This window comes from Pelagicoccus mobilis, from assembly GCF_016595505.1.
Taxonomy (GTDB): domain Bacteria; phylum Verrucomicrobiota; class Verrucomicrobiia; order Opitutales; family Opitutaceae; genus Pelagicoccus; species Pelagicoccus mobilis.
Window position 1 is genome coordinate 184,645 of the sequence record NZ_JAENIL010000006.1, and the last position, 25,849, is coordinate 210,493.

The 25,849-nt window shown below is 53.3% G+C and carries 12 protein-coding genes; 5 read left to right on the forward strand and 7 right to left on the reverse strand.

The window, feature by feature from the left end; translation table 11 throughout:
- Window positions 1-6: 6 nt before the first annotated feature.
- The gene (locus JIN87_RS04620; protein WP_200354356.1) at window positions 7-684 is read right to left on the reverse strand and encodes a response regulator; all 678 of its coding nucleotides are present in this window, start codon (window positions 682-684) and stop codon (window positions 7-9) included.
- Between the two features lie 223 nt (window positions 685-907).
- Between JIN87_RS04620 and JIN87_RS04625 the strand changes: the two genes are divergently transcribed.
- On the forward strand, window positions 908-2,971 hold the full coding sequence (locus JIN87_RS04625) for a sensor histidine kinase (RefSeq protein WP_200354357.1): 2,064 nt from the start codon (window positions 908-910) through the stop codon (window positions 2,969-2,971).
- Between the two features lie 11 nt (window positions 2,972-2,982).
- Entirely contained in the window at window positions 2,983-3,633 is a 651-nt protein-coding gene (locus JIN87_RS04630; RefSeq protein ID WP_200354358.1) for a response regulator, read from the forward strand.
- A gap of 6 nt (window positions 3,634-3,639) precedes the next feature.
- Here JIN87_RS04630 and JIN87_RS04635 read toward each other — a convergent pair whose 3' ends face one another.
- From JIN87_RS04635 to JIN87_RS04660, 6 genes are all read right to left on the reverse strand, one after another.
- Window positions 3,640-7,374 carry a hybrid sensor histidine kinase/response regulator gene (locus JIN87_RS04635; protein ID WP_200354359.1) on the reverse strand — a complete coding sequence of 1,245 codons (3,735 nt, stop codon included), beginning with the start codon at window positions 7,372-7,374 and terminating at the stop codon, window positions 3,640-3,642.
- A 175-nt stretch (window positions 7,375-7,549) separates the two neighbouring features.
- Window positions 7,550-10,432, reverse strand: a complete 2,883-nt coding sequence (locus JIN87_RS04640) for an RICIN domain-containing protein (protein ID WP_200354360.1) — start codon at window positions 10,430-10,432, stop codon at window positions 7,550-7,552.
- 196 nt (window positions 10,433-10,628) lie between these two features.
- Window positions 10,629-14,369 carry a TonB-dependent receptor plug domain-containing protein gene (locus JIN87_RS04645; RefSeq protein WP_200354361.1) on the reverse strand — a complete coding sequence of 1,247 codons (3,741 nt, stop codon included), beginning with the start codon at window positions 14,367-14,369 and terminating at the stop codon, window positions 10,629-10,631.
- A 258-nt stretch (window positions 14,370-14,627) separates the two neighbouring features.
- Window positions 14,628-15,998 (reverse strand): ATP-binding protein, encoded by a 1,371-nt coding sequence (locus JIN87_RS04650; protein WP_200354362.1) that lies wholly within the window; start codon window positions 15,996-15,998, stop codon window positions 14,628-14,630.
- Window positions 15,999-16,298: 300 nt separating this feature from the next.
- Complete coding sequence (locus tag JIN87_RS04655) at window positions 16,299-17,732, reverse strand: ligand-binding sensor domain-containing protein (protein ID WP_200354363.1); 1,434 nt, start codon at window positions 17,730-17,732, stop codon at window positions 16,299-16,301.
- 186 nt (window positions 17,733-17,918) lie between these two features.
- Window positions 17,919-19,076, reverse strand: a complete 1,158-nt coding sequence (locus JIN87_RS04660) for a sialidase family protein (protein ID WP_200354364.1) — start codon at window positions 19,074-19,076, stop codon at window positions 17,919-17,921.
- A gap of 516 nt (window positions 19,077-19,592) precedes the next feature.
- Here JIN87_RS04660 and JIN87_RS04665 point away from each other — a divergent pair.
- From JIN87_RS04665 to JIN87_RS04675, 3 genes are all read left to right on the forward strand, one after another.
- Window positions 19,593-23,111, forward strand: coding sequence for a TonB-dependent receptor plug domain-containing protein (locus tag JIN87_RS04665; RefSeq protein ID WP_200354365.1), 3,519 nt, complete (start codon window positions 19,593-19,595; stop codon window positions 23,109-23,111).
- Window positions 23,112-23,344: 233 nt separating this feature from the next.
- A complete protein-coding gene (locus JIN87_RS04670; protein ID WP_200354366.1) occupies window positions 23,345-24,976 on the forward strand; it encodes an amylo-alpha-1,6-glucosidase in 1,632 nt (543 codons plus the stop codon).
- A gap of 316 nt (window positions 24,977-25,292) precedes the next feature.
- On the forward strand, window positions 25,293-25,849 hold a 557-nt coding region (locus tag JIN87_RS04675; RefSeq protein WP_200354367.1), incomplete at its 3' end, for an alpha/beta hydrolase.

Below are 25,849 nucleotides of genomic sequence, written 5' to 3' on the forward strand. Positions count from 1 at the left end.
ACCGCCTCAATCCAGATGCACGATTCCGTGGCGGATGGCGGTTATCGCCGCCTCGGTCCGATCCCGCACTCCTAGCTTGGAGAACAAAGCCTTAAAGTGGGATTTCACCGTCTCGTCAGAGACGTGCATGCTGCGAGCGATTTCCTTGTTGCTGCGTCCACGGATCAGACACTCCAAAACCTCTCGCTCTCGCTCGGTCAGCTGTTGACGACGAGACCGCTCCTCTAGCCGCTCCGCCACTTGACGGGGCAAAATGTCCTCGCCCTTGAATACGCTACGGATTGTTCCTGCGATCTCCTCGACCGGCATATCCTTCAGCAAGTAAGACTTCGCTCCTGACTGGATCGCCCGGTGGATGTCCTCGTCTAAGTCGTACGTTGACAGAACAATTACTTTGGCTTCCGGGAACTTCCGGCAAATCGACAGGATCGCTTCCGCCCCTCCCATGATGTGCATGCGTAAATCCATCAGCACGATGTCCGGCTGCACATCCTCATAGACCTCGATCGCCTCCTCGCCATCAGCCGCTTCCGCGATCACTTCCATCCCGGGCTGGCTATCGATCAACGCAATGATGCCCATTCGCATCGATGGATGATCGTCGACAACCAAAACTCGAATCGACATCTCCCCCTCTGTTGGCTTCACGCACGCTCTTACGTTTATGTCTTCGTTACTCTTCATACCTCGGGGGACTACCAGCCTACCATAGAGTCGCTTCGCTGCCTCTCACCCATTTGGGGGAAATCAATCGATGCACTCTTTCGCAGCCTTATCACTTGCTACGAACCGCCTTCGCTATTCAATTTCCCCTAGCGCCCCAGCTTTTGGCAGACGGCTGACAACCGACCCGACACACCTCCAATTGAATCCTCGACCACTCACTCGCTTCCCATTTTTTTTGGCTATGCTTCAGGCCTTCATCCTGCTAGCTCATGTTCAAGCTCAGGAGGAATCTCAATCCCAGCTCCTAACAACCGCAGCTCAGATAAGAGCGCTCACCCCAGCCGAAGCAGCCCAACAAATCCCCATCCGCCTACAAGGGTGCTATATCTCCAGAGAGAACAACGCGTTCTCCATGCAAGACCACACCGACGGGATCTTCGTATTCTTCGAACCCGATGTATCAGTCGACTTTCAACCGGGCGACCTCATCGAGGTCGAAGGTGTGAGCAATCCTGGAGACTATGCACCCTGCGCCTCTGCCACATCAGTTCGTCGCATCGGTACCACCCGCATTCCCGATCCGATTCAGACCACCATTTCAGAGCTGCACTCCGGCCAAATGGACGTTGCGTGGGTCGAAGTGACTGGAATCGTCAGAAGTGCCGAGATCGCCCCAACCCCCTCCTACCTCTACGATAATTCCGAGGATTCGACTCCTCGCTCGTACACAAAACTCAAGCTGGCAGATGGGGATTCACAGCTACTTGTCGAAATGCAGGAGGCTATCGCCCCAAGCGATCTCTTAGACGCCAAAATCAAACTCCGAGGGCACTGCTTCTACCTCCACAACGGAAACAGGCAATTCGTCCGCCCCATCCTACACACCCCGATCGGAGTCAAACCGGAGGTCTTGGTACCTCCGCTTCGTATCGACTTCAACGGTCCTCACAAACCCGTTTCCAGCCTATTCACTTTTGACCCGACAGGTGGGCGCCCCGGACATCGCGTCCACGTGAGAGGCATCGTCACCCACCAGCAGATCGGAAAGGCATTCTGGATTAGGGACCAGGACCAAAGCCTACGAGTTCAAAGCACCCAGCTTGACGAGTTGAATCCCGGCGACCTCGTAGATGTCCTCGGATTTCCCGAATCAGGAACCTACAGTCCGGTTCTCGAAGATGCCGTGTTCCAAAAAGCGGGAGAGCAAGCGCCTCCCGCCCCCGCAGCGCTCGACGAGATTCTATCCATTACCCGCCATGACTCAGATCTCGTAAGCCTAGATGCGGAACTTCTTGAAATCCAACGCTACCCCGAGAGCATCGAGCTCACGCTCCAAGCTTTGGATACAACCATCCGAGCCTCCCTTACCCTCGCAGGCATAAATGGTTCGTTGCCTGAGTGGCAACCTGGCAGTCTGGTGACAATTTCGGGTATAGCTACTGTCGGTGAAGGAGAAACCGTACCGCTCAACGGCCTATGGTGGGCCGAGTCTTTACACATTCTGCTACGCTCGCCCGACGACCTCACCGTCATTCAACCAGCCCCATGGTGGACACCCAAACGGGTTGCCTATGCCCTAGCCGTCATCCTCTCGATGGCGCTACTCACAATTGCGGTAATCATACTTCTCTCTCGCCACCGTCTAAAAGAGCAAAAGCAGCATCGTGCCATGGCAGAATCCGAGTTCACCGCGATCCTCAACGAACGCAACAGAGTCGCCCGCGAGATTCACGACACCTTGGCCCAAAATATCGGAGCGATTTCCGTGCAACTCGAAATGGTCCGCACTGACTCCCGCAACCTCGGCGAAACGACCCAACGCCACATTCAAACCGCCCATAAACTCGCTCGCACCGCCCTTTCCGACGCCCGCGAGACCATTTGGAACATGCGATCCCAAGTTCTGGAGCAGCACGATCTCGCCGGAGCGCTCGATCGTATTGGAAATCAACTGACAGAAGATACGGACATCAGCGTATCCACCCAAATAGCCGGCGAACGCCGCCGCCTCGCTCCAGTAGTTGAAAACAATCTCCTGCGTATCGGACAGGAAGCCATCACCAACGCCTGCAAGCACGCTCAGCCCAAACACATCAAAGTGGAAATCCACTACCAGAAACGGAGGGTTGAATTATCCGTCGAAGACGACGGAATCGGTTTCGACAAAGACACAGTCGACAACGAAACCCAACGTAGCTTCGGACTCGTCGGCATCCAGGAACGCATTGAATTGCTCGACGGAGAAGTAACGATCCAAACTGCCCTCGGCCAAGGCACGCGCATAAGCGTCAGCGTCAGCGACTAACATAGCCCAAGATGCAAGAGAATTCCCCAAGCTCAGAACATCCGCTCAAAGTCATGATCGTAGACGATCATCCACCCATGCGGATGGGGCTAATCGCCCTGATCAACAGCCACCCGCACATGACTGTCATCGCCGAAGCCGCCGATGGAGAAGAAGCCTTCGAGGTCTACGAAGACGTTCTACCCGATATCGTACTTATGGACCTTCGCATGCCTGGCATGGGGGGAGCCGAAGCCACACTCAGAATCCGTAAACGCCACCCCGGTGCAAAAATCGTCGTCATTTCGACTTACGATTGGGATGAAGACATTCACCGTGCTCTCGAATCCGGCGCGTCATCCTACATTCTCAAAGACATGCCTATCGAAGACATAGCCGAGACCGTGGAAGCAGTCTACAAAGGGGAGGCCACCCTTCCCTCAACGGTGACGAAACGCCTTGCTGAACGGGCCCGCCGAGCCCCAATCACCGAGCGCGAGCGCGACGTCCTCGAAGCCCTGGTAAAAGGTCGAAGCAACAAGGAGATTGCCCGCGATCTATCAATTTCAGACGAGACCGTAAAATCCCATTTCAAAACCCTCTTCGCCAAGTTGCATGTTCGTGACCGCACCGAAGCCGCAATCGCGGCCATCCGCCACGGGATCATTCATATCGACGAATAACAGAACTCACGTTCGGAACTCATCTACAAGTGCCTGCAAACGGTCCAAACCGATCGGCTTGGGCAAATAGCCGTCGAAGCCCGCCTCCTTTATTCGGCTCTGATCACTCTTGGTGGCGAAGGCTGTCTGCGCCACGACTCGCAAATGAGGCACATTTTCTCGTATCCACGCCAGAACTGAATAGCCATCCATACCCGGCATCCGAAGGTCTAGGAGCACAAAATCGAAACGGTCATCGTTCTTCAAAATTTCAAGAGCCTGCTCTCCACCCCGAGCCCAACGAACCTCAAGCCCCACTCCCTCCAAGGCAATTTCCAAAAACCTGTAATTAGCCTCTTCGTCTTCCACTAGCAGGACCCTTGCAGAACTCTCCTTATCCTTTACCCGCTCTCTACTGATTCCCGTAAAAGGCTTACCTTCAGAGCTCCAAACCACGCCCTCGCCACAGGGGAGAGTCAAAGAAAACGTCGATCCTTTACCGTATTCAGAAGTAACCGACAAATCCCCTCCCATCAATTCCGTAAGGGATTTTGCAATTGCCAAACCTAACCCGACTCCCCTTCGGGCTGCCAGTTCATCTTTTGCAAGCTTTACGAACTTCTCGAAAACAGTATCCAACTCATCTTCAGCAATACCGCTCCCTGTATCGCGAACGCTCAGAACTAAAGCATTCCCCTTTAATTCAACCCTCAAGCGGACGCTTCCACTTTCGGTAAACTTCAAAGCATTGCTTAGGAGATTCTCCAAGATCTGTTTCAATCGAACATCGTCGTACTCAAAGTACAAATCGAACTCCTCAAGTTTGTTATCCACATCAAGCTTCAGCCCCTTTTTTTGAAACTTAGAAAGGTGCTCCTTGAAGAGTTTCTCCAGAAACCCATTCATCCCAAATCGGCAGGTTCGGAGTTCCATCTCGCCAGACGCTAGCATCGAATAGTCTATTATACCCTCGATCAACTGCAGAAGGGAATCAGAACTAGCTTCAATATACTCGATGTACTCCTCTCGCGATTTTGCATCGAGATCATCATGGAGCAAATGAGAAAACCCTGTGATCGCATTTAAGGGCGTCCTCACCTCATGGGAGAGATTCGCCAGAAACTGCGATTTGAGTCTATCCGCGCTCTCCGCCTTATCCTTCGCGAGTAAAAGATCTTCGGTTCGACGGGCGATCATCTCCTCAAGGTGATTCTGGTGTAACAAGAGTTGCCCTTTTTGAGTTTCCAACTCCTCCTTCTGATCCTCAAGCAATCCGTTCTTCTCCGCCAACCAAGTCTTCTGCTTATTGATCACCTTTGTACGCTCTTTGACGCCTTTCTCCAAACGGGCGTTCTCGAGCTTGAGGCGACGCTCGCGAAATACAATATACAGATAGACCGAGGCTACGACTAAAAGAGTCACCAAAAAATAAAACCAGGAGCGTTGCCAGAACGGAGGAGTAATAACAATTCGGATACTCGCCCCTTCTTCATTCCAAATCCCATCGCTATTGGCCGCTTTTACCCGAAACGTGTACAGACCCGGATCTACATTCGTATAATTCGCCCACCTCAAACTAGCATCTCCATAGGTCCAGTCCTGATCGAAGCCTTCCAAAATGTAAGCAAAGCGATTACTCTTAGGGTAGGTCATGTTTACCGCTGAATAGTCGAACCTCAAAAAATTCTGATCCCACTTCAGTCTCAACTCGTCCGGAGTCCCAGAATGACCATTCTCCGAATCAGCTTCGTGCTCTGTTGAGATTTCCTCACCAAATAGGGTTATCCGATCGATGGATACATAAGGTAAATACGGATTAGGACGAATCGATTTCGGATCAAAGGAACTCACTCCGTTAGCGCCACCAAAATAAAGTCTCCCATCACGTGTCTTGCATGAAGAATCCGTGAAATAGATGTTTCCCTGCAATCCTTCGTTTTCGTCGTAACGCTCGATTGTCTGCTCGCCCATCTGATAGTGAAATAGCCCGTCATTAGTAGCGATCCACAACGCACCCTCTAGATCGCACTCCAGACCTTGAACAAAAAGATTCGATAATCCATCCTCGTGCCCGATCCTAGCCAGCTCATCCCCTTGCCGGTTTAATAAAAAGACGCCTTGGTCTACCGTTCCCAGGCAGTACATATCCCTCTCTTCTTCCCAAGCCACAACCGTTGGGCGATGTACGCGGAAAATCTCCTCAAACGAGAAAGTAACTTCGTCAAAGCGGTAGAGAGCGTGTTCCGTGGTAAGCAAAACGTCCCCGTTTTCCAGTTCGGTCACAGCTGGTGAATCCACCACGCCCCCTTCCTTTATCGATTCGTCGAAACGTTTCAGAAAATTCCCGTTTGTGTCATACAAAAAGACCTCCCCTTTCGCAGCGGCAATCCATACACGGTCCGCACGATCCACCTCGATATCCCAAATCGAGAATTCCTCGAACTCCGCCATCCGTTCCGACAACTCCGTATCCAAACGAAACTGCCCCTCCTCCTCAATTAATACATCGATTCCTCCATCCCAAGTAGCCACCCAAATACGCCCATCGCTACTTTGATCTACCTGACGCACAATGTCGGAACCAAGCAATCCTCCCTCTTCCCAGGTTCGGGGTAAGGGGTTCAGCCGCTTCGTATCCGGATCGAGCCAGGTGAGACCGTCTCCATCAGCCATCCAGATTCGTCCGATTGCATCTTCGAAAACGCAGCCGACAACCGTAGCTCTCAATTGATCGACTCTATCCCCAGCAATGATAGTTGAGAAGCGGGCCATTAGAGGATTGTGGAAGTCTATGCCAGCGTGAGACGTCCCGATCCACAGAATGCCCTCCTCGTCTAGGTAGAGCGAAACCAAGCCATCATTACTTAAGCCATAGCCTGTGCGGTCCTGAAGTCTCTGATACGTAAACGTTCCCGTCTCTTTATCCAATAAATTTAACCCTCCTTGATCCACCGCAATCACGAGTTGGCCAGCTGGATACTCGACTACATCGCGAACATTCGAACCACTCGTGCCTAAACCGCTCGGATCCATACCGAAACGCTTCACCTCAAGGCTTTCCGGATTAAAGGAAAATAGCCCAGCATCCCGAGCCGCGACCCATACGACCCCATCAAGATCTCGATACAATTTCTTCCTCGTACCGTCGGCCTCCGAGAGAACCTCAAAACGTTCCCCGTTCAGACTCTCAGTGTCGAAACGCCAAAGAGCTGTACCAGCCTCAGCGATCCACAACATCCCCTCGCTGTCCTCCACAAAACTCGTAAAGGAGTGTCCTTTCTCTCCTTGGGGACCAATATAGTGGCTCTCGAAACGATCACTCTCCTCGTCGTACAACAAGATAGAATTTGTGCGCAAAACCCAGAGCCGCCCCTTCGAGTCCTCATTCACTTCCACCACTACCGATTGTTCCCCCTCTAAGTAGGGCCTGAAACTGTCCTTCCCTCGATCGTAGCGATCTAGACCACGGCGCGTCGCTACCCAAAGCCGATTCCGCGAATCCTCGAACACATCAGTTACAAAATCGCTGAGGAGAGAGGAGTCATCGTTCTGGGAATGACCATAACGGACAATATCCGTGCCATCGTAGCGCATCAGCCCCATCCTCTCGCTACCTATCCAGAGGTATCCCAGGTGATCCCGCCACATGCTGGAAACATGATCCATCTGCTGCTCATTTTCCAGATGATGGATCTGCAATGGCGAAGCGAAGCTAAGAGGAACCAGCCCGGATAGGACAGTCAACCGCAGCAGACATCGCATCAACGTTCGCGAGTAAGAGTGCATTCGCACGCAAGTCTGCGCCGATGCACTCCATTGACAAGTCCACTGACGTAAAATGCCTGTCTACAAATCAATTCTCAGATTTTTTTCGCAAACAAGTCCTCTGGACTTGTCCCACGCCACCGTTCTCTTTCACTCCTCTCAATCACGCGAATTAAAGCTGCTCAACCTGAAGTTTCAGAAAAACGGACTCCTCATCATCCACGAGCCGAGTGAATCGAAGCGTATCCACACTGCCATCAACTCCGATCACTTCGCTCTCCCCGGCCGACACCTTCCACCCGCTCTCAAGCTCCGAGTTTTCAAGCACCTTGAAGAGCAGATCCGAGGCAGTTCGAGACCGGCGATAAATCAAGCTCAACAACGTGCCCGATTCATCCAGTCGCGGCTGTATCCAAACATCACTCTCAAGCGGATTCCCACCATACGCACGTTCAGCCAGATTCACGATTCCGTCCTCATCCGGATCTGCATCATCCGCCGCCTCTCCAGTCGCCTCTCCTGAACCAAAGAAGCTCAAACGCCAAGCTTCCGCCGGACTCAGCGAACGCCCTTCAAACAAAGCATCCACCTGAACCTCTGCCAAGGCGTAGTTGTAAACTCTGACATCGTCTAAACATCCCACAAATCGAGCCGCCGCAGTATCAAAGGAACTCCGTCCCAACTGGTTCAATACCGGAGCGATATCCAGCGGGAGATGCGACACCGCCGCACTTCCCGTCAACGTGCCATCGACGTAGAGCCGTGCTTCCGCGCCGTCCAGCGTCACCGCCACATGGGTCCAGGTATCCGCCGCAAACTCCGGCCCTTGCACGCTCCAGCTTTCTCCAGCATGACCGCCAACCCATTCCATTCCCTCTCCAAACGGTCCTGTTGAAAGGTGGAACCCAGATTCAGGGCTACGCGAAAAGTCGAACACCCGCTGCTCGGCGATTCCGCCTCCCCACTTAACCCAAGCCGCTACTGTCAAAGTCTCGAAGTTGGCCACCGTTGCTGGTAAGCGAGCATAGCTCCCATTCCCACTAAAAGACAAGGCCCGCTCGCCAAGTTTGCCTTCCTCGAAACTCAAGGAACCAATAATCTCCAGGTCGTTCCCATTTTCTGAAGCATCCACGAAGTCCTCCTCAAACTCGTAGCTCGCCACCAAACTCGCACTCAAGCGTGGTTGACCGGATACAACTTCCGAATCGCTCGAACGGTTCAACGACTCGTCTACCGCCTTCAAGCGATAGTAGTAAGGCGCTGCCTGGTTCGCCGCCCTATCCACGAAAGCGGATTCAGTCAGGCCACGGGCGATCAGCTCAAAGGGGCCCTCCGGCGAGAGTGAACAGTAGACATTATAGCCCGCTAGGTCAGCTTCCCCATTGGCTGTCCATCTCAAAGCCACTGAGGCCGATCCAGCGTTCGTCTCCAATCCCACTGGAGCAGACGGGGCAACAAACTCCACCGCCGCTCCCGCGGGCAGCAAACGCCACTGCTGATGGCTTCCTCCATCGAAGTCCGCTTGACGAATATTCCCTCCCGATTCAAGCGACGCACTCGCCACCTCAAGATATTTCCCGCTCCAACGGCTGCGAATGTAGAAATACCCGTCCGCCACGTATTCAAAAAACCACTCCTGATTCTCGTTCCCATAATCCAGCCACTGATTGACATTTCCTCCGCTCGAAAGAGACCAGTCACGGACATCGGCTGACTTGCCTGAATGAGCTGCCTTCATCGAAAAATAACTGTAGTCTCCCCCGTGCCTATCATCCAACGGAACAACATCCCACTGCTGAAACACCCCCCCAGAAGGAGCCCCCTGTTGAATGTTCGCTCCGTCCCCCGTGCTTCCACCCGCAACCTCCATCACCAACGAACTGTTGCGATTGACGATCTGATAGCGGCCGTCAATAACCGGCTGCACATCCTCTCCCCAATCGATACTGATCACTCGCTCCGCGTTGGGCTGGTTCTGCTGGTAGCCCGTCCCCCCCGGAGCGTCTATCATGAAAAAGCGAGTTGGCCCGTAGCCATCGAAAAATACTTCCCGATCCAGCGAAACGAACTGGTAGCCCGTGGTCCTCGATTGGCGTTCGGCCGACCCGACAAACCCAAGCATATCGCCATCAGGATCACGATAGACCGCAGCCGCAGTCCACTTGTCTCTATGTTCTGAATACCCAATCCGCACACCCTTATTCGCCTTCACGAAACTCGATCGTGCACGTTCCGCCGCTGCCCACCACATCGCTTCCGTTATGCCATACTCCGCCCCGGCGAGCACCTCCACGACATTATGGGCTTCCGGATTGATCGCTTTCTTCCCGTCAGAGATAACCCCCTCGATAAAAGAGATATAGGTTTCCATGGAGCCATCTAGGGAGTGCGTCGAACCATAATCAGCTCGCTCCTTAATCCCTTCGTACCACTCACTCGCCCTGTCTGAATTCAGAGTGCTGGGTCCGACCAAGCTTACCTCATCGAAATAGCTGTCGGATTCAAGCAGCTGGAAAATATCGGCGTAATCCTGTTTCGTCCCCTGCCCCCACGGATAGTCGGGCTCGTTGAAAGGTTCTAGCAATCGAAACTCATGATCGTAGTAGTCCATGGTTGCCTTCAAGCCTTGTATCCAACGTTCCGGCACGACTTGTGATCCACTCTTGTACCAAGCATCCACACCCGACTCGGTCGCAGGCATCAATGCCCAAGGTTTTTCATTGCCCACAAGAACGGCCAGTTCAGCCATCTCGTCGAGGCGGCTCTTTGTAGCGCTGGTCAATTGCCCATCGACGAGAGGAGCATCGGCGTGGAATCCCACACGGGCAAAGTCGATCATATCCTGGCCCATGAACTCAATCGTTCGTCGAGCATTGTCGGAGCTCGGCCAGGTCAACTCCAACCCCCACTTCTCGATCCTTCGATCTTCCCCCGTCGAGCTTGTATCAAACAAGACATGACGCTCTTGAGCCATCACCGTCACTCCCGTCTGCATTAGGACGAGCAAACACAACACGCAATAGAATCGTTTCACTTCATTCAGGGTGAGCATCATAGGAACGCCTCACTTCATAATCGAGGTAGGGCGTGACCGCCGGGCACGCCGCTTTGCAAGAGAGAGAGATGGAAGCCACGGCGGGCCGTCCGGCGGGACATGCCCGAGCATGCGTGCCCCTGTTACAAAACGGGCCTCCCCTCGCAAGGGAAGGCCCGTAAACTTAATCGCTATGAAAAGCGAATACTGCCTTTGTCTAGAACTTGATCGAATTGGTGATCGTCCAAGTAGTCTTCGCAGGGATACGAACCTGAGCGATGGTTCCGTCTGGGTTCGCCATGATCGGGATCATGTCATCGTCTGCGAACATATCGTGGATGTTCAGCTGCACGCTATAGTCGTACTTGTTGTTCAACTTGCGCTCGTAGCCGATCCACGCGTCGTAATTTGTCTCTTCCGGACCATAGATTGGGTTATTCACATCAGTCACCCAACTGCCAGCTTCCTCGTTGAACTTCGGATAGTAGCCGATGGCTGACTTGTCCTGCCAGCGTACCGCTCCACCGATGTTAAACGCTCCAAGCGGTCCATCTTCCTTAAATTGGTAGTTGGTCACGAAGTTGTAGCGCCACTTTCGAAGCTCGTTCACGCCTTGGCCTTCGCCTGAGAGCAGGTTGAGGTACGGGGCGTAGACATTCTGCATGATCCGTCCGCCGAAAGTTTCAGAAACATCGGAGTAGCTTTGGCTACCGGTCCAGTGGCGGATATCGGAATAACCGTCAATCAACCAATAGTTGAGCTGCGAAGGACCGCCCGGATTATTATCCCAGCCATCAAACCAGATCGGTTTGCTCTGCTCCACGAACTCAGCCCAATCCGGCAGGATATTGGTACGAGTCGCTTCGTTGCGGGATGCATTGAAGCTGATGCGCCAGCGTTCGTTCGGGTTCGCAGTGATTTCGATTTCCATACCCTCGGAGCGCAAGTCGTTGAGCAGTTGCTGACCGCCGGGGGAATTTTCACCCCAGATACGCCACTCGTCGTCAACCTTGGCGAACTCCTTGGCCGCAATCCAATCACGATCCAGCGGACCGTACCATTGCTCGTCGGTACGAGCGTTGAACCATGCAGTACGGTAGGCGATCTCGTCATCGGTAAGCGGAGGCGAAATGTACGGACGGTTGGAGTCTGGGTTGATATCACCCTGCGCCACGTAGTTAGGAGAGCCTGGCACTGCGCCGCTGCGGATACGAAGCGGTTGGTTAACCAGAGTGCTGAGCTGATCCTGCCAGTCGGCCGGTATCGGCTGGCCAGCTATGCCTTGATCGTAGTTGCCTTCGCCTAGGAACCAATCATTGACGAGCCATTCCGGAGTCGGCTGGTCATAGTGTGGACCGGAACCCCAGGTTTCCTGAGCCATGGCGCTAATGGTGCGCACGACCGCGCCCTTGGACCAGAAGACCATGCCGGACGGATCGCTGATCGTCGTATTGGCCTGAGAGGTCTCGTACCAAGTAGCACGCAACTCGAGCTTGTTGTCGAACGCGCTCACGCGGAAACCGTAATCCTGAGTTTCCCCTTCAGGTAGCGGCAGCTTGTTGCCGTAGTTGTCCACTCCCGCGTCCGCTGGACGGAAGCTGTTGGAATCGTTGTAGAAGAAACTCAACTCCATGCCTTCGGGCAAACCGCCACCAAAGGTTTCCAACAAGCGGTCGGCGTGAACCACCACACCCCAGCTACGACGCTGGATGCTTGGAAGGGGAAGCGTCGGCTCGGATTCAAATTGCCAGTCCGGATGGAATGGCTGAGTACGATTGTATTCGTCCTCGATGTTATAGAGCACGTCTCCTGGTTTATCCCAGGCCGTGTAAGTATCTTCGCGCCAACCAAAGAGCGGCTTGATCGCGTCGTTCAGAAGATTGCCCTGCCAGACTAAAGCGAGCGACTCAGTCGTATTATACCCTTGGGAAGCCCAAGTGTAGAGGTCATCCTTGTGATCGCGATAGTTGAGCAGGCCGGAATTATTCGTTCTCCACTCCTGAGCATTCACGTAGTCGAAGGACAAAACGTTGGCTGTATTTCCAGGGGAATGCACACTTGTGATCCCCGGCACCATGGATGCAGGAATCGCATCGAAGCTGGAAATGCCTCTCAGATCGTCGCCGAGGTAGTGAAGCCCCCAAATGCCGGAGTGGCCCTTCCAATCATCAAAGACCAGACCGTAGGTGTCCGCATCCCATGCGTAAAGATCGTAGCCGACATTGAAGTAGTCGAATCGCTGATCCGTATAGACTGAGGTGAAGGTCTGCTCGCCGAAGAGAGTCGAAAGCCAATCACTCTCGAAATGATCCGCTGGATCGAAGCGGTAGAAGGCCTTGGCTCGGAAGGTATCGACTTCATCAACGTTATCCTGGCCATTAGCTCCCCCCAATACGAACGGGCGTCCGACATCCGGATTGACATATCCCGCGCGGAGATTCGCGTTCACGTCGACAGAGACTCGGTTAGTATCGATCGCGTTCGTATGACCGGACTCGTAAGTTTCCTTATACAGACCGAGATTGATACCAAGATCTCCGTCGAGGTAGGTCTGGATAAAGGAGAGTTCCAGTGAGTCGAACTTGTTGTATTCGCTCTTGTTAGGACCTTGAATAGTCCGGTCGATGAATGCCAGCGGACCATCAAGGATCATCTGAGTTGGCCAAAGACCAGAGCCGAATCCTGTGAAATCCATGCCAGTCGAGCTCTCGAACTGATTGATGATTCCGGAAATCTCAGCGTTTCCGGAGTAGTAAGCCTTGGTATCCTTGTTCCAAGCCTCCCAACCGCCACTATTCCAGTTCGGATTGGTTACGCCGCTGAGGCCTCCCCAGGGATCGCCGTCGCGTTGACGGTAGGCATCCAGCGTACCGTTGCCCACCACATTGGAAGCGGGATCTCCGAAGATAACCGCGGGCGTGCCATCCCACCAGTTTCGAGCGGGGGCGCCGGCGAAGTAGTTCTCGAGATCCCAACGGCCTTCTGTGTCGTCGGGACCGTCTTGTGGCCAACCGTTCATAGTCAGCGGATCGTACATGAGACGTTGGCCGACCGGACCGAACCAGTTGGTGATGAAGTCTGCCGCCGTCACGGAATTGGGACGGTTCGCGTCGATGTCGCCATACTCCGCACGTACGTCGACCTGCGTGTAAATGCCGTCAGCAAGCTCAGGCTGCCACCGGAGGGAAGCGAAGAGGCGCCTGTCCTTGTCGAAGGTGAAGTCCTGACGATACTCCTCCTCGTCATTCAAAGCCACGAAACGTACCGCGAGCCTGTCTTTGATAAGAGGAATGTTCAGATCAACCACCTCCCGGTGCGAACCATAGCTGCTGAGGCCCACTTCGACCGCTCCGCCCTTTTCTGAAAGAATCGCATCCTTGGTCGAACCATTGATGATACCCGCCGGGCTACCGAGACCGAAAAGAATGGAGTTCGAGCCGCGACTGATATCCACGCGAGCGGTGTTGTACGAATTGGTCGGGATATTCGAACTATAGTAGTTGCGGGTGATGTCCGCGTAGTTGAGTCCGCGCAGACGCGTACCACGCTGCGGATTGACTAGCATCTCATTTTGGTAGCCGCCGTCATCGGCGCTCGTCCCATAGAAATTACCTCCAATACCCGCTACCTCCGAGTTGGTTTGATAGACCAAGATATCCTTCAGGTCAGTCGATGCAGTGTCCTTGAGGAATTCTTCCGTCACCACCGAGATCGCTGCCGCGACATCCTTGAGCGGCGTCGCCAACTGAGAACCAGCCATTGTGGAAGTCGCACGGTAGCCTTCGTTGCTTCCCGCCTCCACTTCAAAGGGTGAAAGCTCGAAGATTTCCTCTGAAGCATCGGAATCATCTGCCTGCGCGAACAGCGAGGCCGGGGCCAACGCGAGAGCGCTCAAAGACCATAACCAGCGATGACGCCGGTCTGCCTTTGGATTAATGTGCACATCAAAACTACTCATATCAGTTTGCGGGGTTGGTATTGTTTGTCTGTCGTAAGTAATCTCCAACCGACTCTCCAAAGAAGAGGAGCTACAGCACCGTCTTCAGAGGGTAGATGCCAAGATCGACGCATCTCGCGCAACAATCACAACATCCACAATATGGGGTACTTCGAGCATGGGTTGGGGATCGTAGCTCAGAGAATATCAGCAGCGCCTAAGTTCCTCAATCCCCCAATTGGGGGAACTTTCTCGCAAAAGAAAAAATGTCTAGATGCTTCAGGCATGATCTTTCGCAAGTAACAGTCCGCAAGGCACCACCACCACGAACCGGCTTCCTTGGCCGATCTTCGATTCAACGGAAATCGTCCCCCCTAAGAGATCAACCAAACTCCTCGTAATCGCCAGCCCCAGCCCCGCTCCGCGGAACAGAACCGAGTTGTCGTCCTCGATCTTGCGAAAACGTTCCCAAATGGCTTCCAAGTTCCTCTCCTCGATGCCAATTCCCGTATCCACAACCTTGAAGGTTACGTGGTCATCACCTGGCCCCTTCTCCAACCTTACGTCAACGGTGCCTTCCACCGTAAACTTCAAGGCATTGGTTATTAGGTTTACAAGAATCTGTCGCAAACGAGCGCTATCGCTGGTAATCAAAAACGGCTCGCCGTGGTTCACTTCGTGGAAAACGAGCCGCACAGGGGAATCTGACGATTTGTCAGGCACTGAGAACGTCACAGACAAATCCCTAAGCAACTCATTCGCATCGAATGTCGAGGATGATATCCGCAGCTGCCCCGCTTCGATCACCGAGACATCAAGAATGTCATCAATCAACGTCAACAGGCTCTCGCAATTGTTCTTGATCGCATGCGAATACTCGATCCGCTCACCCTTAGTGAATTCCTCGTCCTCCAGATGAAATAGGCTAGCGTAGCCAACGATCGCATTCATTGGCGTGCGAATTTCATGCGACATATTCTGTAGAAAAGAGGTCTTCAGCCTATCAGATTCTTCCGCCGCGTTCTTCGCTGCTTCCAACTCTGCTGTCCTTTGCGTCACCAACTCCTCTAGACGACGCTGTTCCATTTTTCGAAAGGCATCGTACAGACGAAATCCAACTGCAACGAGGGAGCAAATCAATACGGCTGCTCCCAGATATGCCCACCAGGTGCGATACCAAGGAGGTGTAATCAAGAGTAAAATTTCATCGAGTTCACCTACTGTGTCACCCACGACGGATCGCACCTGTATCCGATAAGTCCCTTCTTTTAAGTCATTAAAAACCGTGCTCCCCGAACTCCCAACTGACACCCAGTCACCCTCTCGCTGCCCCAGTCGCACCTCAAAGTAAGCACTCTCTCCAAACAAAGTCCTATTGGCCAAAAAATGAACAATTATACTACTTTTTGAATACGGTAGAACCAGAGGCTCCTCACCTGCGGGGTACAGCACACGTTCATCCGCCGAAACGCTCACATGCGTCACGAGACAACCTGGATTATCCTCTCGTTCCGGAACGGATACAGATGGATCATAGCGAACCAGCCGCTCCTCCCCATGTAGCCAAACGACGCCAGCGCTTTCGAATATGAAGTCGTAGGGAAGAAAGCCTGGAATCAAGTTTTCCTCTACAATCTCGAGGTCATGCAAAGGTTCGCCTTTAAACAAATGAAGGCCGCTCGACGTAGTTACCCAAATCCTACCTAAAGCGTCCCGACCGGGTCGCCCAATAATAGCCCCCCATGCCTTAAACGCTTCCATAAACGCCTCATCCCTTTCAAATCGCCTTTTCAAGTCATTGAACCGATAAACGGCGTTGGAAACAACAAACCGCGCCACTCCATCTAGGATAGATACTTGCACCCAGCCATTTGGAAGTCCGTGGGACGCATCAAAGAGTTCGACAACAGGAGCTCTCCCTGAATCTTCGAAATCCCGCACACGCCCCACTTAACCGGTGCCCAGCTCAAGCCAGACTTCATCAGGACCTACCGACCTACCGGAATAGAAATGCCCAAAGCCCTCCACCGGATACATCGTGGTTTCAAGAACTCCGCCTACATCCCGCAACCAGCCAATCTCATTTTCAGATCGAAACAACCACTCCCCCTTCCTCGTCTCCTCGATGATCATAGGAAAGGACTTTCCTGCTGCAAATCGCTCCCACTTTTTCCCACGCCAAATGTAGCCGCCATTCTCCATTCCATACGCAAGCGTCTCATGCTTCGCCCAGATACCACGCAAGGCCCCGGCAGGCAATGACTCCGTCTTAAACCCTGTCAATCGCTTCTCATCGTCATATTGACCGCGCAAGATGATGTCATCTGCTGATATCAACAGGTCGCCATTGTGTCGATACAGTTGAGAAGCCGTAAACCCTCGCCCTATTAAGGGCTCAAACCTTGTGAATCGAGAGGGCATCTCTACACGAAAGATCCCTTCAGGCACAATTCCCCAAACGGTTCCAAAACTCGCCCCGCCTATAGCACTTACTCGACTTAACCTATGATCTAACGTAGCCCCCAAACTCTGGATACGCTTTCCTTCGAGATCGAAAAAAACGACCCCATACCCCTCCATCGCTGCTGCAATGTAATCCTCTGATATCCGGGCAAGCCCACTGATCCGATACTTTTCAGCAATCCTTCCCACCTCTTCAAAGGGAGCCATCTTCTCGCCATCAAAACGAAACAGCCCTGCTTTGTTCGTACCCAGAAGAAATTCACCACTTTCAAGCGAAAGAGAAGACGTCACAAAAACAGACCGCCAAACAGCAGTCTCATCCTTTACTTCTCCCTGTGGTCCCCGAGTAATTTCGATAAGCTCCTTCCGACTCGCGTCGCTCACGTAAATATTCTCACCAAGCGTGAAAACCTCTGCGATCGAATCGTATACCCCGCCATAAGACTCCACCCCCTCTCCAAGCCTCCAGCCCAGCAAACTGCCGCTTCTATTATGCCAAAACCAATTTTCTCCAGCTGTTTCGCAATACAAAGGAATGGGATGGTCAAAGCCTTTAACCCCCAACCAGTCAGCGACCTGTTCCAATCTCCAGTAGCCATCCTCGCCAAACACCACTCGACCAAAGCCACCTTCTACGGCTTGGTAAATTTCGCCATCTTCTATCGCCACTTTCCTTCCCCTCGCGCTCGTCTCGCTCAATGCCGCCTCGTAAACCGTCCAGCGAATCCCGTCTCCAAACGCTAGCTGTCGATCTGCGACGACTAAAACCCGACCGTCTTCGAGCAGACGCAAATCAGTTGGCTGAGAACGAAGGCCGATCGACTCCTTGCTGATCACTGAAAAGTTAGGAGCTCCAAATTCGAGCACTCCCGGCGCAGCTGAATCGATGCGGGGAACATGGGCACGCAAATGCGGCGCCACACTAGTGACCAAACAAAAAGCGGCGGCCACGTAAAATCTGCAGGGGTAGAATCTCACGGTTTCGTGCTCCGAGACTCTACTCAATTCAAGAGACGACTCGAATCAACCCTCCCTGTCGCTTTTCCCGATAAGTGGAAGCATGCGAATCCAACGTGAGGGAACGCAGAAATCCCCTCTTGCGATGAACTACTCCACCCGCTCCGGCACATCGAAACGAAAGAGAACGATACTCTCATACGGATTCTTTACGCCAACTTCCGCCAACAAACCGACACGCCCATTCGGTAATCGAGCTAAGTTCGAATAGGCGCTCGGACCTTCGTAAATGAGCGTGCCCATCGACCAACTACGCCCTTCGTCGTAGCTAGTCCGTATGGTCAAATTCGATCGTTCACTTCCTGCAGGACTGGAAAACAGGAGACGGCTACGTCCCTCTTCCGGCCAGCTGTACCGTAAGAGATGGCCCTGGCAGACCGGGGACTCTAATCCATCATCCAGATAAACCTCTCCGAAGGCTTGCCCACCATCCTCGCTCACTGCAACGGCACGATTTCCTTTTCCATGGTACGATCTCATATTCTGCATGACCCGACCATCCGCCAGCTCCGCAACCGACGACTCATTCGTAAGAGGTTCCTGAATACCTCCGAGCTCCCAAGTTTCGCCATGATCATCTGAATAGATAACATGCGACCGGTAAGCACTCGCTTCCGCTTCACCCTTAGTCGCAACCGAATGGTTCGCCGGCACAACCAGCCGCCTCTTTCTTAGCCCGCGCTCTAGCTGGATTCCACTGCACGGCCCCGTCGCGTACCAGCGCCAATCCAGCTCTCGAAGGTGCGGCATCTCCTTTGGTCTAGACCAAGTCCGCCCATCGTCCTCCGAACGGCTTAACCAAACAAGACGCGGGTGCTCGCTTTCACCGTTCATGATTTCTCGCTCCCCATCGCTTCCGAGATTCCACGTCATGAAGAGCCAGATAATACCCGTCTCGCGATCCACGACCGGAGAAGGATTTCCGCAGGTGTTCGCTCCATCATCCCAAACGACTTTCACTTGGCTCCAGCTCTCGCCTCCATCCTCTGAACGACGGAGGATCAGATCGATATCCCCTGCATCTCCCCCTTCACGCCCCTCCGCAAAGGCAAGCAAAGTCCCTTGAGTGGTCACGCACAATGCAGGGATACGAATATTGTTATATCCATCCATCCCCGAACGGAATAGCTCTCGCGAGTCGAGCCAAGCGCTCTGACTTCCGTGCAGGTATAAATGAGTGGATAGCAGAGCAAAGAAGATCAGTTTCCTCAAACGTCTGAACAAGGCGTATCGCCAAATTTTCTTCATAGCAACAACCCTAGCGAGAATGATCAAACGTCCAAGACAGTACTCCACTCTTGGTGAAGAAAGCCGTACTTTCGACCGCCACGCTTCTCCTCAGTCCCTGTCCCAGAGACGATTTCAAAACCATTCGGACGGATTCAAAACTCCTTAGGATCGCCATTATGCAAACGCTCATCACCTTGTGCGATTGAGACAACACCCCCCGTTTTGCCCCGTCATCAAGGCAAGGCCCAAGCTACTACGAGTCCGACTTACCGGAAACAGAAACCACAGTATCCCATTTTAAACTACACTATATCGATCAAACTCCGAGGTTTAGTTAACTAAACCGGACCTACCCTATTTCCTGTTGGCAGCTCCGACGCGTTCGTCGGAATAGCTACTGCTTTGCACATGCGAACCACGTGCACAGCGGCCCTATGGGCCTATCGTATTCATTGATTCGCTACGGATCGATCCACACATCACTGAAAAAACGGCTCTTCAACCCATATTGGACTACTAATAGTACAAGAAACCATGAACAAATACAAACTAAGCGGAGGTACGACCCGAGCGATCGCACTCGGATCCGCCCTCCTAATTGCCCCCCTCGGCTTCTCTCAAGACGATGAAGAAGACGATGTTTTTGAATTGTCGCCCTTCACAGTTGAAGGCAGCGAAAATTCCGGATATCGAGCCACCTCCACCCTCGCTGGTACCCGTATCCGCACCGACCTCAAAGACGTTGGCTCCGCCATCTCCGTGGTAACCGAAGAGTTTCTTCGCGACACCTCGGCCACCGACAACGAATCCCTCCTCATTTATACCACCGGCACCGAAGTCAGTGGTACTCGAGGAAATTTCGCGGGAGGTGGAGACAGCAATCTCATCGATACCGACACCCAGAGATTGCGTCCTAACCAGTCCACTCGTGTTCGTGGTCTCGCCGCTGCGAACAACACTCGCGACTTCTTCATCACGGACATTCCTTGGGACTCCTACAACGTTGACCGCATCGACCTGCAACGTGGTCCTAACTCGATTCTCTTCGGACTGGGCTCTCCTGCTGGAGTCATCAACGCTACAACCAATTCAGCCAATTACGAGGACGGCGGAGACGCGGAAGTACGTTTCGGCAGCTACGGCTCCATGCGCTTCACCATCGATTACAACAAGGTAATCCTAGAGGACGAACTGGCCATACGCGTCTCCGGCCTCGCTGAGGACCAGAAGTACATGCAGGAAGGCTCCTTCGAGGAGGACGAACGCTACTTCGTCGCGTTGAAATGGGATCCTAAGTTCCTCGCTTCCGACACCTCGCGTACAACCCTCCGCGCCAACTACGAAAAAGGAGACATCGAAGCGAACCGCCCTCGCATAATTCCGCCGGTCGACCGAATCACTCAGTGGTTCCGCCCGCATAGCGAAGACGCAAGCAGCGGTATGGCGAAGCAAACTTTCGACGCGGTCGACGTGAACAACACCGACCTCACTAACGGGCATCCGGACTATACGCCTTGGGGTGGTTTCGCTCTCGGACGCATCTTCGGTAGTGCCGTTGCTGTCTACGACGACGTTTATCAATCCACGAACAACAGCTGGTTTATAGGCGGTACCGCCCAATACGTCGGCGGCGAAACCTACCAAGGTGTTCACGCCTTCGATGCATTCGCAAAGAATGCCGTCGCCGGACAGGGGCTTCCCGCGGGAGCGACCGGCCGAGGTCTTCCAGGTTCGAACGTCGGTGCTTACAAGTCTGTTACACTCTCTGATCCGACGATCTTCGACTTCTATAACAAGCTGATCGACGGCCCCAACAAGAGCGAAGAGCAATCCTGGGAATCGTACAACCTCTCACTCTCCCACAGCATGCTGGACAACAAGCTCAACTTCGAGCTCGTTTACGACAAGCAGGAGTACCAAGACCGCCAGACCAACATTCTGGACAACTCTGGTCAGTCCATCTCCATCGACATCATGGAGACGCTGCCAAACGGTTCCGGCGTTGGAACTCCCAACCCGAACCTCGGTCGTCCATTCATCGGTGGCGAAGCTCAAAATAACTTCTTCAACACTATCGATCGGGAGAACCTGCGTCTAACCGGATACTACAGCCTAGACTTCCGTAAGTCCGAATCCGAAACCCTAGCGAATCTGCTCGGACACCACGACTTCACGGCCTTGTACGCGAATTCCACCGTGGACTCGAGATCCGCTTCTTGGATACGGGCCGTTTCCCAAAACATCAACCCCCAGTCTTCTATCACTGCGGGTGGACGTTACATCCCGAACATCGTTTACATCGGCGATAGCCTACTAAACGCAAGTTCGGCCTCCGGAGCGAATCTCAACGCCCTGCAGACAAAGATTGGTCCTAGTGCCGGTAGCGCTTACTACCTCAATGGCGATGGCGTATCCACTCTTGGACCTGTAGACGTCTGGGACGCTGAAAACGGGGCCCTTGACAGCCTTTGGAGAGCTGGATCGCTCTCCCGCGACGAAATCACCTCCAAGGCGTTCATTTGGCAGGGTTACCTCTTCGACGGTCTCGTTGTTCCACTCTTTGGATACCGCGATGATAGCGCCGACGCGGCAAACGCTGGGAACATTCCAAACAATCCAAACGGACCAGGAGGCAGCAAATTGCCATTCTCACCGGATTGGCAGGTCCCCAACGGGCCATCGGAAGTCGACACTGCAAACAACAAGACCTTCGCAAGCGTTAGCGGCATCAACCGCACCTTCTCACTGGTTGTTCACTCCCCAGAATCGGTACGCGACGCCCTCGGTGGATTCGGCGTTAGCTTGACCTACTCGAACTCCGAAAACTTCCGCCCAGACGCAAGCCGTCAGGACCTGATCGGAAATCCGATCGATGCGACAACGGGTGAAACCGAGGAGTATGGTATCGTGATTAGCTCTCGTGACAATCGCTTTAACTTCAAGGTCAACAAGTACGAAACCAACGTGTTCAAGGATACGCTCAGTAGCTCTTCGATCGCCAACTCCTACATGATCGGTGCAGGTGAAGGCTGGGGCAACATGTTCGCAGTTTGGGCGGATGCGGCCAACAATGGTTTCGACACCAATAACTACGCGCTCACCGTCCCCGACGCTCCATACGATCCAGTAGACAACCCCTACATCGATCCCAACATCACCAGCCTCCAGTACCAGCCACATCCAGGTCAGAGCATTGCTGATGCCCTTGCCGAACAGGAAGCTGCCTTGGGAGCGATTCTCAATCGCGATAACAACATGAACGATCCAGAGTTCGCCCAATTCCTCAGCTTCTGGAACCAGGACTGGACGCAGGTTACCGCGGAAGCGGGATGGGGAGCTGGCGGATTCGCATGGGCCGGTGAACCAGGTACCTTCGCCGTAACAGGCGATACCGTGTCAGAAGGATATGAATACGAACTCTTCTGGCAACCGACCGAAAACTGGAACATCGCCCTCAACGCTTCTAAAACCGAAGCGAAGCGACTCAACATCGCCAGTTCATACGCCAGCTTCGTTGAAAAGCGTTGGGAGCTGTACCAAGGTGCCTATGGAGACGTTCGCCTCTGGGGCCCTGGCAACACCTCGGAAACGATCCGCTCCAAGTTCGGTAGCGAGTTCTATTCGAACTTCACCCTATTCCAGCTCCTCAACGACTCCAACGTCGCTGAACTCCGCCCATGGCGCTACAACCTGGTCACCAATTACAGCTTCAGCGACGGCAAGCTCGGTGGACTCAGCGTCGGTGGTGCCCTCCGCTGGCAGGACGACGTAGTAACCGGCTACGCCCTCGAAGGAAGCGGCACATTTGAAGACCCATGGGCCCTCGATACCGAAAACCCGCATCGCGGGGGATCCGAGTCGAACGTGGACTTCTGGGCCGCCTACCAAATGCAGCTCAACGACAAGCTTCACTGGAGAATGCAGCTCAACGTCAGAAACGCGTTTGACGACGAAAGGCTTATCGCGATCACGACCCAACCGGACGGGTCACCGGCGACCTCCCGCATAGCGGAAGGACAGACTTGGACGATCACAAATACCTTCAGTTTCTAAATCGTTTTTGATCGGACGATTTGGATTGTGGTGCGCTCCTGGGTTGGGATCCAGGAGCGCTTTTTTGCCTCAAAAACGTGTCCCTCAGCCCTCATTCTCTCCTGTACTATAATTTGCAGTCTAAAATCGTTCACAAATTCTGGTGAACATTGGACGAATACCATTCGTTTCGGACAAACCTTAAAGCCATCACGATCGCGAGTACCCTACTCACCTCATTACGATTTACCCGTATGCCCCCCTTCACTTCAGCCATTGCATCAACCTTAACGTTTGCTCTTCTCTGCTCCGCTAGCGTTCAAGCAAATGAAGTTTCCAAAGAACGCGGACTCTACTACTCCAAGAAAAAATACGAGCCCACTCCTCTTCCTTCGTTCGAAGAAGCGAAGCCAAAACTTCCTCACCCCATTCTAGATGGAGATCCAGGCTGGATCGACATGTATTGGAAATGCTGGGATATCGCCTACCAAGGACTCAAAAGTCCAGAGCCGAATTCTGGGTTTGTCTCCAACTGGCTCGACGAGGCCTTCAGTCCAAATGTTTTCCAGTGGGACACTATTTTCATGATGCTTTTTGCCCGCTACGGGCACCACGAGTTTCCGGCGATCCAGTCACTCGATAACTTCTACGCAAACCAACTCCCGAGCGGCTATATCTGCCGTGAAATCCGGGAACGCGATGGCACCTTCATTCATTTCGACTACGATGGTGGGCTATTTTCTCAGTACGGTTGGAAAAACTCGATAAACCCGCCTCTTTTCGCTTGGGCCGAAGTCGAATCGTATCGACTCACCGGAGACAAAACACGATTCGCTAGCGTCTTGCCGGTTCTCGAAAAATACGCCGAGTGGCTAAACCGTGACGGCGACCCCGATGACCTCGACTGGCAAAACAATGGCCGTATTTCCAAGACCGCAGCGCACAAGCTCTACTGGAACACCCCTCTAGGCAGCGGCATGGACAACTCGCCCCGCCCCGCCCAGAAAGGATCCGGCTGGGTAGAAATGTCATCGCAGATGGTTATCATGTACAATCATCTTGCCATCATCGCCGACGAACTCGACGAAACCGAAAAAGCTGGCTTTTTCCGCGAACAAGCTTCGCAGATCTCTGACAGAATCAACCATTGGTGTTGGAACGAAGAAGACGGCTTCTACTACGATGTTCTTGCCGATGGAACTCAGTTTCCCAAGAAAACAATGGGAGGTTTTTGGCCCCTGCTCGCCAACATTGCCTCCCCGGAACAAGCGGATCGCCTTGTAGCCCACCTCAAAGATCCAGACGAATTCTGGCGGCCCATGATTTTTCCTTCACTTGCCGCGGATGAAGAGGAATACCACCCGCTCGGCAATTATTGGCGGGGCGGAGTCTGGGCCCCGACGAATGTCATGGTCGTGAAAGGCCTACAACAATATGGATACGAATCCTTTGCCGCCGAAGCTACGGAAAAATACCTCGCTGGCTTGTACCGTGTTTTTCAAGACAAAGGCACCGTATTCGAGAACTACGCGCCAGACTCCTTTCAACCGGGGGCAGGTGGACATGGTTCCCTTCCCGACTTTGTCGGCTGGACAGGCTGCGGTCCGATCCAACTCCTTTTCGAAAATGTCATGGGACTCCGCCCAGAGGGTATCAATCACCGTCTCACCTGGAAAATACGCCGCACCGACCGCCACGGCGTCACTCAGTTACGCATCGGCGACGCAACTCTAGATCTACTTTGCGAAGCGCGTGATTCTATCGACTCGCCAGCAAGAATCATCCTCAAGTCAGACCACCCATTTACCATCGAACTCAAAGGCCCAGTCGAAACCAAACGAGTCGAACTCTCCCCGAGCAAACGTATCGAATTAACCATAAGATAGGGCTAGGATACCGCGACTCTTCACTCGCGCGGCCACTCTTATCGTTCACTCAAGCCGAGACTACTACCTCGGGAGAATAAAACAGGAATTCATCGATGTCCGAAAGCCCCTTGCGAGAGCGATCATCGCCCCTGCAAAGCGAAAAGACAGACCCGAAAAAGACGACAAATAGCCTCTGTTTCTAAATGGCCGATTTTGCATGTGGGGCGCTTCAGGATCGGTATTTTGACATGCTTTGAGTCGAAATGCCTCAACCTTTCGCTCGCTTCTCAGTTACAAGTCTCAAAACTCAAATTTCTAATCTCCCCACGAAGCCATGAAACTGAAATTCTTAAGTGTCATAGTCGCCGCACTCTTACTTCACCAACACGCGAATCCCCAGGACCTGTCCTACAATGAAGCCCCCGCCGTTCCTTACTACTCCGGCCAATCTCCCGACAGCTATCAAGCAGACAAGATGCGTCTGGACATCCACTATCCGGATACGGCTGATTCCGTCCCCACAATCATCTGGTTCCACGGTGGTGGCTTGACCGGAGGGCAAAGAGAGATTCCCCAAGCCTTGAGAGAGAAAGGCTTCGTCATAGTAGCTCCTAGCTACCGACTATCCCCAAAGGTCGAAGCCGAGACGTGTATTCAGGACGCGACTGCTGCAGTCGCATGGACCCTGAAGAACATTGATCAGTACAATGGAGATCCAAATCGTATTTTCGTCTCCGGACATTCAGCAGGCGGATACCTCGCCCTCATGAGCGTTATGGATAAGGCACGACTGGCCAAGCATGGTATCGACGCGAATTCGATCGCAGGCCTTATCCCCTTTAGCGGTCATACGATCACTCACTTCACAGTGCGCGCTGAGCGTGGCATCCC

Excerpts from the sequence above, each read along its gene's own strand:
- JIN87_RS04660 (WP_200354364.1), bottom strand. The coding sequence starts at position 19,076 with ATGAAGAAAATTTGGCGATACGCCTTGTTCAGACGTTTGAGGAAACTG.
- JIN87_RS04635 (WP_200354359.1), bottom strand. The coding sequence starts at position 7,374 with ATGCGATGTCTGCTGCGGTTGACTGTCCTATCCGGGCTGGTTCCTCTT.
- JIN87_RS04620 (WP_200354356.1), bottom strand. The coding sequence starts at position 684 with ATGAAGAGTAACGAAGACATAAACGTAAGAGCGTGCGTGAAGCCAACA.
- JIN87_RS04630 (WP_200354358.1), top strand. The coding sequence starts at position 2,983 with ATGCAAGAGAATTCCCCAAGCTCAGAACATCCGCTCAAAGTCATGATC.
- JIN87_RS04670 (WP_200354366.1), top strand. The coding sequence starts at position 23,345 with ATGCCCCCCTTCACTTCAGCCATTGCATCAACCTTAACGTTTGCTCTT.
- JIN87_RS04640 (WP_200354360.1), bottom strand. The coding sequence starts at position 10,432 with ATGATGCTCACCCTGAATGAAGTGAAACGATTCTATTGCGTGTTGTGT.
- JIN87_RS04625 (WP_200354357.1), top strand. The coding sequence starts at position 908 with ATGCTTCAGGCCTTCATCCTGCTAGCTCATGTTCAAGCTCAGGAGGAA.
- JIN87_RS04645 (WP_200354361.1), bottom strand. The coding sequence starts at position 14,369 with ATGAGTAGTTTTGATGTGCACATTAATCCAAAGGCAGACCGGCGTCAT.
- JIN87_RS04665 (WP_200354365.1), top strand. The coding sequence starts at position 19,593 with ATGAACAAATACAAACTAAGCGGAGGTACGACCCGAGCGATCGCACTC.